At 70.1% G+C, this 11930-nt stretch carries 10 protein-coding genes and 2 pseudogenes; 9 read left to right on the top strand and 3 right to left on the bottom strand.

Features of this window, described 5'->3' with window-relative positions; all coding sequences use genetic code 11:
* Nucleotides 1–115 precede the first annotated feature (115 nt).
* Nucleotides 116–346, bottom strand: coding sequence for a DUF397 domain-containing protein (locus ACFYWQ_RS19690; protein WP_389518088.1), 231 nt, complete (start codon nt 344–346; stop codon nt 116–118).
* Between the two features lie 127 nt (nt 347–473).
* Between ACFYWQ_RS19690 and ACFYWQ_RS19685 the strand changes: the two genes are divergently transcribed.
* The 3 genes from ACFYWQ_RS19685 to ACFYWQ_RS19675 all read left to right on the top strand — a co-directional run bounded on the left by ACFYWQ_RS19685 (nt 474) and on the right by ACFYWQ_RS19675 (nt 2596).
* Complete coding sequence (locus ACFYWQ_RS19685) at nt 474–929, top strand: ATP-binding protein (protein WP_389518087.1); 456 nt, start codon at nt 474–476, stop codon at nt 927–929.
* Nucleotides 930–931: 2 nt separating this feature from the next.
* Nucleotides 932–1420: a hypothetical protein gene (locus ACFYWQ_RS19680; protein WP_389518086.1), complete on the top strand. Its 489-nt coding sequence runs from the start codon at nt 932–934 to the stop codon at nt 1418–1420.
* A gap of 210 nt (nt 1421–1630) precedes the next feature.
* Nucleotides 1631–2596: a pirin family protein gene (locus ACFYWQ_RS19675; RefSeq protein WP_389518085.1), complete on the top strand. Its 966-nt coding sequence runs from the start codon at nt 1631–1633 to the stop codon at nt 2594–2596.
* Between the two features lie 450 nt (nt 2597–3046).
* On the opposite strand, the gene ACFYWQ_RS19670 is transcribed toward ACFYWQ_RS19675, so the two are convergent.
* Both ACFYWQ_RS19670 and ACFYWQ_RS19665 read right to left on the bottom strand, forming a co-directional pair.
* Entirely contained in the window at nt 3047–3595 is a 549-nt protein-coding gene (locus ACFYWQ_RS19670) for a hypothetical protein (protein WP_389518084.1), read from the bottom strand.
* Nucleotides 3592–4866 (bottom strand): flavin monoamine oxidase family protein, encoded by a 1275-nt coding sequence (locus ACFYWQ_RS19665; protein WP_389518083.1) that lies wholly within the window; start codon nt 4864–4866, stop codon nt 3592–3594. The genes ACFYWQ_RS19670 and ACFYWQ_RS19665 overlap by 4 nt, the downstream gene beginning before the upstream one ends.
* Nucleotides 4867–5088: 222 nt before the next feature.
* Here ACFYWQ_RS19665 and ACFYWQ_RS19660 point away from each other — a divergent pair, with 222 nt between their 5' ends.
* The 6 genes and pseudogenes from ACFYWQ_RS19660 to ACFYWQ_RS19635 all read left to right on the top strand — a co-directional run bounded on the left by ACFYWQ_RS19660 (nt 5089) and on the right by ACFYWQ_RS19635 (nt 11758).
* On the top strand, nt 5089–6603 hold the full coding sequence (locus tag ACFYWQ_RS19660) for an FAD-dependent oxidoreductase (protein WP_389518082.1): 1515 nt from the start codon (nt 5089–5091) through the stop codon (nt 6601–6603).
* Between the two features lie 296 nt (nt 6604–6899).
* On the top strand, nt 6900–7439 hold the full coding sequence (locus ACFYWQ_RS19655; RefSeq protein WP_389518081.1) for an AMP-binding protein: 540 nt from the start codon (nt 6900–6902) through the stop codon (nt 7437–7439).
* Between the two features lie 380 nt (nt 7440–7819).
* A pseudogene (locus ACFYWQ_RS19650) lies at nt 7820–8404 on the top strand (acyl-CoA dehydrogenase family protein); the annotation flags it as partial.
* Nucleotides 8323–9156: pseudogene (locus ACFYWQ_RS19645) on the top strand (acetyl-CoA C-acyltransferase); the annotation flags it as partial. The pseudogenes ACFYWQ_RS19650 and ACFYWQ_RS19645, both read left to right, overlap by 82 nt.
* Before the next feature lie 589 nt (nt 9157–9745).
* The gene (locus ACFYWQ_RS19640) at nt 9746–10225 is read left to right on the top strand and encodes a hypothetical protein (protein ID WP_389518080.1); all 480 of its coding nucleotides are present in this window, start codon (nt 9746–9748) and stop codon (nt 10223–10225) included.
* Between the two features lie 165 nt (nt 10226–10390).
* Nucleotides 10391–11758, top strand: a complete 1368-nt coding sequence (locus tag ACFYWQ_RS19635; protein WP_389518332.1) for an NAD(P)/FAD-dependent oxidoreductase — start codon at nt 10391–10393, stop codon at nt 11756–11758.
* Nucleotides 11759–11930: the final 172 nt, after the last annotated feature.

Genomic DNA, 11930 nt, shown 5'->3' with positions numbered 1-11930 from the left:
TTATCGCATCCGAAGGCCTCCGGCCGCACGGGGCACAGGAGTTGAACCCGCACGCATGCCCCACGGCAAGGGGGCCGCCCCGCACGGGACAGCCGTCCCACGGCAGGCGTCCGCCCTACAACAGGTGGTCGAACTCCCCGCCCTTCGCCCCGGCGACGAACGCGGCCACCTCGGCCGGTGTGTAGACCAGGGCCGGTCCCTCGGGGTCACGGGAGTTGCGCACCGCGACACCTCCCCCCTCCAGCACGGCCAGCTCGACACAGTTGCCCTCGGCGTTGCTGTGACTGCTCTTGATCCAGCGGACGTCCAGCTCGTTCGCCCGCACTCCGTTCGGCACTGACGACACAGCACTCTCCTCGCTAGTACGCGCAATTTCCCGTGAAATTGCACGAGGACATCGTCAGCGTGGATAATAACGGTGTCGTCAACCGCCGTCCTGTCGAACCGTCCTGACGTCGCCTCAGGGAGATGCCGTGTCATCACCTGCGCAGTTCCGGAGCCCCGAGTCCGTCCGCGACCCGGCCAGAACCGCCACACTGCACCTCACGGGCAGCCGCCAGGGCTTCTGCGGGGCACGGGCCTTCACCCACCGCACCCTCGACGGCTGGCGCCTGGACCACTGCACCGACGACGCGCTCACCGTCGTCACCGAGCTGGCCGCCAACGCCGTCCTGCACGCCCTGCCGGACATGCCGGCCGACGACACGGACGTACGGCTCAGGCTCACGCTGCGCCGCTCCCACCTGGTGTGCGCCGTGACCGACCCGAGCGACGAGCCACCCGTCTACCCGCACACCGTCGACCCTCTGCTGGAGCACGGCCGCGGACTGCGCATCGTCGACGCCCTCGCGGAGCACTGGGGCTGGACCCGCCGCTTCCCCGGGGGCAAGACCGTGTGGGCCATGCTGCCGACCCGTACCCATACCTGACCATGACTCCTCCCCCACGCCATGTACCGCTCGACCGCCTGGCCCACGTGCCGTGGCCCGAGATCAAGGACTCGACCGGCTGCGCCGCGGCCATCCCGTTCCTGCTGACCGCCGTCGCCCGCGGCGACGCCGACGCCGCCGGCTCCGCGCTCGGCCAACTGCGCCGACGCATCTGCCAGTACGGATTCGTCGTCGGCCAGGCCACGGCGGCGACCGTGCCCTTCCTGTGGGAACTCGTCCGGCTGCCGCAGGTCACCTGCCGGGTGGAGATCCTCGACCTGCTCAAGAGCATCGCCGCCGCCCACCAGTGGGAGACCACGGCCGCCGCCTACCCGAAGCTCCTGCGCCGCCGCGACAACTACGTGGAATGGGAGCGCGAGGCCCGGCACGCCGTCCGCGCCGAGCGCGGCACACTGCGCCACCTGCTCGACGAACCGGACCACGAGATCGTCCGCGCCAGCAGGGAACTGGCCGCCACGCTGACCGACTGACACGGACCGGCCCACCGGACGCCGCACCACGCCGGACGCACTCCACCGTACGGCCCGTCCGTACGGCCCGTCCGTACGACCCCTCCGTGCGGCCCGGCGTACGGGCGGCCGAGCGCTCGGGGACGGACGGCTGAGCGGTGACGGGTGGCGACGCCCCGAGGAACACCGCTCGGCGGGCACCGCCCGTGTGCGCCAGCTAGGTTGTCCGCCATGAGCAACCTTGACCGCGCCCCCGTGCCCAGCGTGTGCGGCGGCCGCGGATTCGTCGTCGCCGAGCCCGTCCGCGAGCTGTTGAGCCCCCGGCACGTGAAGCTGGGAGAGGCGACCGAGGTGCGGCGACTGCTGCCGAACCTCGGCCGTCGCATGATCGGCGCATGGGCCTTCGTCGACCACTACGGCCCCGACGACATCGCCGACGAGCCCGGGATGCAGGTCCCGCCGCACCCCCACATGGGCCTGCAGACCGTCAGCTGGCTCCACGAGGGCGAGGTGCTGCACCGCGACTCCACCGGCAGCCTCCAGACCGTCCGCCCGCGCGAGTTGGGGTTGATGACGTCGGGGCGGGCGATCAGCCACTCCGAGGAGAGCCCGAAGGCGCACGCCCGCTTCCTGCACGGCGCCCAGCTGTGGGTCGCGCTGCCGGACCCGCACCGGCACACCGCGCCCCGCTTCGAGCACCACCCGGTGCTGCCGACGGTCACGGCTCCCGGCCTCACCGCCACCGTGATCCTCGGCGACCTCGACGGCGCAGCCTCGCCCGGCACGACGTACACCCCGATCGTCGGGGCCGACCTCGTCCTCCGCCGCGGCACCGGCGTACGGCTGCCGCTGGTCCCAGACTTCGAGTACGGCGTCCTGGCCATGTCCGGCGAGGTCCACGTGGACGGCGTGCCCCTGCTGCCCGGCTCGATGCTCTACCTCGGCTGCGGCCGCGCCGACCTCCCCCTGCGCGCCGAGTCGGACGCGGGGCTGATGCTGCTCGGCGGCGAGCCCTTCGCCGAGGAACTGATCATGTGGTGGAACTTCGTCGCCCGCTCCCAGGACGAGATCGTACAGGCTCGCGAGGACTGGATGAAGGGGGCACGTTTCGGTGAGGTGAAGGGCTACGACGGGGACCCGCTGCCCGCGCCGGAGCTGCCGGCCACGCCCCTCAAACCGCGGGGAAGGGTGCGCTGACCTGGGCAAACAGGGCCGCGTGTCTAGGGAGTTCGAGGTCGCCCCGTCGCCCTTCCCACGATGGGGACCTCCAGTGGCACAGGCCCCCGCATGCTGCCGCGTCAGCGTCCCCGAAGGGGGTCCGTGGTTCCCATGTGTGGGCATCTGTGGGCAGCTTTGGCCGGACGAATGCTGACCCAATGCTGACTTTACTGACGGGTCATCAAACAATCGTCACGTGAGGTGTTCACTCGCTGGGGCACCGGCGTAGGAGCGGACCTGTCGCGGGGAGCTGTCAGCTGATGCCTTGCCGGAGCCAGTCCCCTTGCGGGAACCGTCGTCGCAGGGTCGACGACTCGGGTGATTGTGGACACCCGACAGATCCAGGTGACGGTGAACAAGCATCCGCCCCTCTTCCGATCCACGCCTCCTCCGCCTGGTTCGGCGCGGACGATTCCAGGGTGGCATCAATCACCGGGGATGGCCCTCCCTCTGTTCCACGGTGACGGTGATCCGGAACCGCCGTGGGTCGATGGGCCGTCCGTCGGTCTCGCTGCCGAGCGCCGCCAGGGACGCGGTGGACTGGAGGGTCACGGGGTAGGCGTCGTGCCCTCCGCCCGGCTCGGTGCAGTGGACCAGCCGCCGATCCCGGCCAGCGAGGTCAGACAGCAGGTCGTCCCAAGGGCCGGGCGCCCACCGGCCCACCGTGGTCCGATCGTCAAGGCGGAACGGGCGAGCGTCGCCGACGGTTCGCAGGACCTGGGCACAGAGGGTCACCCCGCCGCGGCCCACACTGAAGACGCGGGAGGACGGGTCGTACTCGGTCCAATGGGTCAGGAAGACCGGGTCCCGAGGAACCGAGTACAGCCGCTCGTCCACGTCGACGAGGAAGAATTCCCTGTTGCCGACGATGCCGGTGCGCTCTGCCTGGAGCGCCGGCATTTCCCGCAGCATGAATCCCTTGGTCACCGCTATGTCCAAGCGGGCGACGGAACCGACGACCGCTGACTGGCCTCTCATCCCCTGGCTTCCGGTACCGCAAGACCGCGGACGAAGGCGGCGGCGCGCACCGCGGCGTCGGCACCGGAGGTGATCGCCCCGTCCATCCAGCCGAACCAGCGGCGGGAGAGGTCACCACCCGCGAAGAAGAAGGGACCGGCCATCTGAGCTAGTGCGTGCCAGCCGGAGGCCTGCCCGGGCCTGGCCGTGTGCCAGGTGCCCTGGGCCAGTTCGTCGCCGACCCAGTCGTGTGACAGCGTCTCCACCGTGTGCCCGATCTCGGGGTGCCGCGCGTGCAACGCGGCCCAGGCACGCTCAAGCGCCTGCTCGTGGCTCGGCTCGGCAACGCCGAAGGAGGCCACCGCCACATGGCTCGCTCCGGACACCGCGTATGCCTCCACGGCGTCGGGCCACCCACCGGAGTGCAGGCCTGCCGCGTGGCCCGAGACCGTCGCCCAGCCCTTGGCTGCCCGCCCGGCGTGCCGCTGGGCCACGACTCGTTCGGCGGCAGGCGGGAGCTCGACGTCCAGGCGGAGGCCGGGCAGGACGTTGACGGGCAAGGCGACGATCACCGCGCCGGCGGTCACGGCGAATCCGTCGCCCGCCACGGCGACGGTATCGCCGCGGCGTTCGATGGTCTCGATCCGGTGGCCGAGCCGAACGCGGGGCCCCAGCTCTCGCGCCATCGCCCGGGAGATTCCGTCAGCGCCTCCTGCGATCCTGGCGGACTCACCCTCGAACGCGGAGCGTGAGCCACCGAACCCGCTGACTTCGTGCAGCAGGCTGATGACGGAGTAGTCGTCCTCCTTCGCGCCCATGAGCGCGAACGATTCCGCTAGGAGCGTCTCCTTCGCGCGGCCCTCCAGGCCGAGGTCCGCGAGGTACTGCGCCATGGTCACATCCATGTGCTGCACCGAGCGGTACCAATCGGGGCGGTCGAAGTCGATCAGCGAGGCGTCTTCGTCGAGCCGCGCCAAGGCATGCTCGTACCCGGCTCGCTCCGCTGGATCGAGCGGGTCGACGTCGTTCCGCTCCTTGCTCTGGTCGAGAGCCAGCTCGATGCCGTACCTCGACGCCTCCCGCACCACGGCCTCGTGGTGGCCCGGCGCCACCCACTCCGCGCCGAGATCGACCACGGCACCGGCTGCCTCGAAGGTCGTCGTCCAGGTGCGACCACCCACCCGGTCCCGAGCCTCCAGCACCACGACGTCCAGTCCGGCCTCAGCGAGATCGCGAGCTGCGACAAGGCCCGCGAGTCCTGCACCTGCCACTACAACGTCCGCCTGGCTCATCGCACTCCTCCGCGCCCTTGGGCCGCACACCGACCGGTCCTGCGTCCGCAGGCCTATCTCGGCTCGCCCCGAGTATGTATGCTTCCCGTTATGTAACGCAACGAATATCTCGATATTCGGAGATTCGGGCCGTGAACACACAGGTTGGAGGAACACCTTGAACCCCCCCGTTCCGCCCCCACGGGCCACCGCCGCGGGACCGTACGAAGCCCGGTGGCAGCTGTGACTTTCGTGATCACCCGGAACTGCTGCAGTGACGCCTCCTGCGTCGCCGTGTGCCCGGTTCAGTGCATCCATCCGCGCCCCGGCGACGGCGGCTTCGCGAATGCAGAGCAGCTCCACATCGACCCCGCGAGCTGCATAGAGTGCGGCGCCTGCGCGGAGGAATGCCCCGTCAACGCGATCATCCACCACGCCGACCTTCCCGCTCAGCTGGATGGGTTTCGCGGCATCAACTCCGACTACTTCGCCGAGCATCCGATCCGGGACACCACCCCACCCCCACTCACCCGGCGACGACTGCCACGGGGCCGACCGCACCTGCGGGTCGCCGTCGTCGGTTCCGGTCCGGCAGGCCTGTACGCAGCCGGTGAGCTCAGCGAGATCCGCGGCGTCGAGGTCACCCTCATCGAAAGGATGTCCGTGCCCTACGGGCTCCTCCGATTCGGTGTGGCCCCGGACCACGGTGAGACCAGGCGTATGTCCGAACGGTTCGCTCCGATCCTGCGACGGCCCAACGTCCTCTGCCTGTTCGACACCGAAGTCGGACGGGACGTCAGCATCAGCGAACTCCGCCGGCACCATGACGCGGTCATCTGGGCCGGCGGAGCCTTTGCCGACCGGACCCTGGGCGTTCCCGGCGAAGACCTCTCGAACTCGGTGTCCGCCCGCGACTTCGTCGGCTGGTACAATGGTCACCCAGACTTCGCCGACCGGGAATTCGACCTGTCGGGCCGGCACGCTGTCGTCGTCGGCAACGGCGACGTCGCGCTCGACATCGCGCGCATCCTCACCCGACCCACCTCGGCCCACCAGGACACCCCGATCGCTCCCGGGGCCCTGCGCGCCCTCCGCGCAAGCAGTGTCGAGGAGGTCACTGTCGTCGCCCGGCGAGGTCCCGCCTCGGCCGCCTACAGCACCGCCGAGCTCACCGCCCTGGCCCATCTGGCCCAAGTCGACCTCCTGGCCCTGCCCGACGAAGCGATGGCGACCGAGCATGAGCTGACCACCGCCGGCCGTCCGCCCTCCGACCTCCTGCGTCGTCTCACCATGGTGAGGGAGGCGGCCGGGCGGGTTCCCGCCGGTCGCCGCCGGATCACCCTGCGATATCGTCTCGCGCCGGTCCGGCTTGCCGGCGAGAACGCTGTGACGGGCATCGTGCTGGCACGCCCCGACGGCGGGACCGAAACGATCAGCACCACACTCGTCATCCGAGCGATCGGCTTTCGCGGCAGGCCGCTGGCTGGGCTGCCTTTCGATGCCGCTTCCGGCGTCGTTCCCAGCCGCGCTGGACGGATCACCGACCCCGTGACTGGCGATCCGCTCCCTGGCCTGTACTGCACCGGCTGGATCCGACGCGGCCCGAGGGGACGTATCGGAGCCAACCGCTTCGACGCGGCCGAGACGGTCACGTCGCTGATGGAGGACATCGCCCGAGGGCGCCTGCCGTACCCCGCCGCGCCCTCGGGCCGCCTCACCGAACTCCTCCCCGGTTCTCGGAACGGACTCGACCAGTAGCCACCGACGACGCGGCGCGGGGCCCGGGGCCGGACTCCCCGGCAGTGATGCAGCTCTCCGACCGTTTCTGCTGGTAGGCGCTCTGCCCATGGCAGCCATGACGCCGCCGCACTCGCCGTTCGGGAGCGTCAGCAGGCAGGGCTGCGCGCTCAACTGGACCCACTCTTCAGCAAAGGGGTGGGGGCAGCAGTCCCGTCGCCGTGCCGGCAGGAATGGGGCATCACTCGTCTCTGATACAGCGACATCCACGCGCCCCAAACCACCCGCCCGATTCTCCTCCCGTGAAAGGTGCCAGCATGGCCGCCGCCCTGGACGCACATGTCGATCGCCTGACCGCCAGGACCGTCTCCGAAGCCCTCGATCACGCAGCCGAGCAATGGGCCGACCAACCTGCTCTTGTCCAAACGTATGGCGGCGGACCCACGCTTACCTGGCGGGAGCTTCGCAAGGAGGTCACCCGGGTCCGCTCCGGATTGGAGCGCCTTGGCGTCACGACCGGCGACGCGGTCGGCATCCTGCTGCACCACCAAGTCGAGCTGCCCATCACCTGGCTTGCCGTCGTTGAGGCGGGCGCCACAGCCATACCCATAGACCCTCATCACACGCCACGTGAAGTGGCATGCACACTGAAGGAGACCGAAGCCCGCTGGATCGTGGCCGCTGCCGACCTGGTCTGGGAGACCCTCAGGGAGGGAGCGATCGGCCCGATTCCGGTCGACCGAATCATTGCGCTCGGGCCCCCCGTGGCCGGGACCCGCCATTTCACCGAAGCAACCGCTTGCGACCCAGACCCTCGCGCCGATCGGGCGAACTATCTGTACACAGAGGACATTTGAACATCACTTGCGGTCGCAACCTACTCGGAGCGCCCTCCTGTAGCTCCCACGCGTGACCGCTCCTGAAGTGCGCCCCACAAGCCACCGGACCGGCGCGTGATCCACCTGGCACGGCGCCAAACACCTCCGCTTCCCGGACAAGCAGCATGTCGGGTGGGCGAGGACGCAGAAGTGCCCCTCTCGCAGGCCGTGTCAGAGCTGCCCGCGAAGGGGGCCTCGCCCTCGCGGGCGCGGGGTGTCGACACGCGCCTTTTCCTCAACGGGCGCCGCCCGCCTCTGAAGCGTCCGCAGAATACGGCGCACCCGGGGCTTGAGGGTCGACGCACGCCGACTGAGGCTCCCGCCAGAGGCCCCCTACTGCGCCACTGAAAGCCGACGGGTCCGCCGTGCGCGGCTTGGTGTCCGTGTCGCTCGGCCTCGTCGCCAAGTCCGTTCTCCACTGGGGCACCACGGAACAGAAGACGCGGTGGCTCCCCCGCCTGACCTTGGGCGACGCGCTCGGCTGCTTCGCACCGACCGAGCCCGGTACGGGGTCGGACGCCGGCAACCTGACCGCGCGGGCTGTTCGGGACGGTGATCACTACGTGATCGACGGCAGCAAGATGTTCATCACCAACGGCACCTGGGCCGAGGTCGCCCTGGTCTTCGCGCGCACGGGCGAACCGGGTCACCGGGGAGTGAGTGCCTTCCTCGTGCCCACCGACACCGTGGGGCTGACCCGCACGACGGTCCACGGCAAGCTCGGGCTGTGCGGCCAGCCGACTGCGGAACTGGTCTTCGACCGCGTCCGCGTCCCGGCGTCCACGATGCTGGGCCCCGAGGGCAAGGGGTTCACCGTGGCGATGTCCGCGCTCGCCAAGGGCCGTATGTCGGTGGCTGCCGGCTGTGTCGGCATCATCCAGGCGTCCCTCGACGCGGCGGTGACGTACGCCGGCCAACGCGAGCGGTTCGGCGCTCCGATCGCCACGTCGCCCTCGCCGGCGTCCGGCCCGACGACCTCGCCGCCACCGCGATCCGCGCCGCCCTGGACTCGGTGCCATCCCTCATCCCGGCCCGAATCGACGACGTCTACTGGGGCGCCGCGAACCAATCCGGCGAGGACAACCGCAACGTCGCCAGGATGGCCGTCCTGCTGGCCGGCCTCCCCGACTCCGTCCCCGGCGCCACCGTGAACCGCCTCTGCGCCTCCGGCCTGGAGGCCGTCACCGCGGCCGCCCGGACCATCGGTTCCGGCGAGGCCGACGTCGTACTCGCGGGCGGCTCCGAGTCGATGAGCCGCGCGCCCTTCGTCCTGCCGCGTGCGGACCAGGCGTTCCCCCACCACCAGGAGATCCACGACACCAAGCTCGGCTGGCGCATGACCAACCCGCGCATGAAGGAACTGCACCACGTTCTCTCCATGGGCGAGACCGCCGAGGAGGTCTCCGCCCGTCACGACATCAGCCGCGCGGATCAGGACGCGTTCGCCCTGCGCAGCCACCGGCTCGCAGCCGCGGTCCGGGAGCACGGCCTGTTCGACGCCGAGACCGTCCCCGTCATCTGCCCCGCCGGTACGGTCGTGGCTCACGACGAGTCGATCCGTGCCGATACCACAGCCGAGAAGCTCGCCGCCCTCAAGCCCGTCTTCCGTCCCGACGGCACCGTCACCGCCGGCAACGCCTCACCCATGAACGACGGCGCGGCTGCCCTGCTTCTCGGCCAGACCCTCTGCATCAACGGCGGCGCGCGCTGACCGCGGCCTTGTCACGCCAGGTGGCGAGGGCGGAGCCCTGAACCAACCAGGGCTCCGCCGTGCCACACTCTCCGATCCATGACCGTCCGCCACTGACATGTGCTGTGGCCATCACCCGGAACAGCGGGAACCTCAGCCACTGAACAAGTCGACGGCGAAGCAGCCAGCTCGGGTGAGGTCCAGGGGGCCGTGGGCGATCTGGTCCCTCAGCGTCAACCCCCTGGCGTCGCACAGACGGCATCACCTGGCCGTGGCTGTCAGACAGCGGCAATACGCACGCGGAAGGCCCTGGACCATGTCGCCAGCCTCTTCACCGCATCGACCGTGAGCGGGCCGGCACCGCACAGCGGTGAGGCACAGCATCTGAGACACCCAGACCGGTTCCGCAGCGCTCGGAGCCGCCTTCGTAACACCTGCATCCACACCTCGTCGCCTTCAACCCGCACCGCAGTGCTCGACAGGCACTGCAGCGTCGGCGGTGCGACATCTTGTGAGATATTCGCGACGTTATATAAGGTGCGTCATACGACATCCCTCGTGGGGATCGTCCCATCTCCGAGAGAAGGAAGGCCCAATGACCAACGCACCAGGCAGCGAAGGCACGAGTCCGGCGCCGGCAGTGGTCGGCCAAGTGATCACCGGCGAGGCGTTCGTGGTGACCCGTGAGGACGTGGACCGCTTCGAGAGCGGCACGTGGGTCGACCGTGCCTACCCCGAAGGCGCCGTCCCGGAGTTCCCCGAGACTCTCGTCGAGGGCTTCCACCTCCTTTCCCTGGCCGACGCCGTGCTCCAGTTCGCGCTCGGGGACGACCGCGGCTCCATGTGGGGACTGAACTACGGCCTGGACAAGGTCCGTTTCGTCTCCCAGGTGCACATCGGTGACCGGGTGCTGCCGACCTTCGAGACCCTCGCGGTCGAACCCAAGGACGGCGGGTTCAAGGTGCTGCGGCGATGCACCTTCACGGTCGAGGGCGCCGAGCGCCCGGCGATGGTCGCCGACTGGTGGGGCTACCAGCTGCCCCGTGGCGTCGTCGAGAAGTCCCGGCGCTTTTGAAGCCAAGTGGCTGAGGTGCGGGCCGCGCCGTTTCGGCAGCCCTGCGGTGCAGCGCTCCGCCGACCGGGACGGCCTCCGCACCCCCACGGCCACGCTCCATAGGAAACAGGGCACAGTGTGAAACCGCATCAGACTGCTTACGAACGCAACGCACCTGACCACCGCGTGGTCGAGCGAGCCCTCGGCGCCGCTCGAAGTGGTGTGTACTGGCTGGAAGAGGCGGGCGCGCAGCCGCGGTACCCGACGCTCTCCGCCTCCACCAAGTCGGAGCTGACCGTCGTCGGCGGCGGCTACCTGGGACTGTGGGCGGCGGTGCACGCCAAACGCCGCGATCCGGGTCTCCGGGTCGTCCTCCTGGAGGCCGAGACCGTCGGCTGGGCGGCCTCGGGACGCAACGGCGGCTTCTGCGAGGCCTCCCTCACCCATGGCAGGGAGAACGGCCAGACGCGCTGGCCCGACGAGTACGACACCCTGCACAAGCTCGGTGACCAGAACCTCGATGCCTTCGAGCAGGACGTGAGCGATCTGGGTCTGGGCTGCCACTGGGAGCGCACGGGCACACTCGCGGTCGCTGTCGAGGAGCACCAGGTCCCGTGGTTGCAGGGTGCCGAGCACGCACTGGACCGTGATGCGGTCCAGTCGGAGATCCACAGCCCGCTGTTCCTCAGCGGCGCGCTCGACCCGACCGGCTGTGCGCTGCTCCATCCCGCACGTCTGGCGCGGGAACTCGCCCGCGTCGCGGCCGAACTCGGCGTCGAGATCCACGAACACTCGGCGGTCGTGGACATCCGCACCGACAAGGCCTCGAACACGGTCGACGTGCGGACCGGGTCGGCAACGGTGAGCTCGGACAAGGTGATCCTCGCGACCAACGTGTTCCGTTCCCTGCTGCGCCGCAATCGCCTGATGACGGTGCCGGTCTACGACTACGTGCTGGTGACCGAGCCCCTGACTCAGGAACAACTGGCCTCCGTAGGCTGGAGCGGCCGCCAGGGACTCACGGACCTGGCCAACCAGTTTCACTACTCCCGGCTGACGCGGGACAACCGAATCCTGTACGGCGGGTACGACGCCGTGTACCACCCGGGCCGCAAGGTCAAGGATGCGTACGAGGACCGCCCCGAGACCTTCGAGCGGCTGGCCTCGCACTTCTTCGCCGTCTTCCCGCAGCTGGAGGATGTCCGGTTCAGCCACCGCTGGGCCGGCGCGATCGACACGTGCACCCAGTTCACGGCGTTCTACGGGCTGACACACCGGGGGCGTGTGGCGCACGCCGCAGGATTCACCGGGCTGGGTGTGGGGGCGACGCGCTTCGCCGCCAACGTGCTGCTCGACCTGCTCTCGGGTGAACCGACGCCCCTCACCGAGCTGAAGATGGTGCGCGAGCGGCCCCTTCCGTTCCCGCCGGAGCCGATCACGAGTATCGGTATCAGCCTCACACGGTGGGCGCTCGACCGAGCAGACCATCGGCAGGGACACCGAAACCTGTTTCTGCGCACGCTCGACGCGGCCGGGCTGGGTTTCGATTCCTGAGCACCGGCCCGGCCGGCAAGCAGGCCATGTTCGGTTCATGACTGTGGCGGGGGGGGCCCCCCCCCGGGGGGGGGGCGCCCGCCCCCCCGCCCCCACCCCCCCCCCCCCCCCCCCCCGCCCCCGGGGGGGGGGGGGGGGGGGGGCGGACGGGCGGGGGCACCCGGCGGGGGGC

Source organism: Streptomyces sp. NPDC003247, assembly GCF_042888135.1.
Lineage (GTDB): Bacteria > Actinomycetota > Actinomycetes > Streptomycetales > Streptomycetaceae > Streptomyces.
Note: the sequence above shows the minus strand (reverse complement) of the source record. Positions and strands in the feature narration are given on the sequence as shown.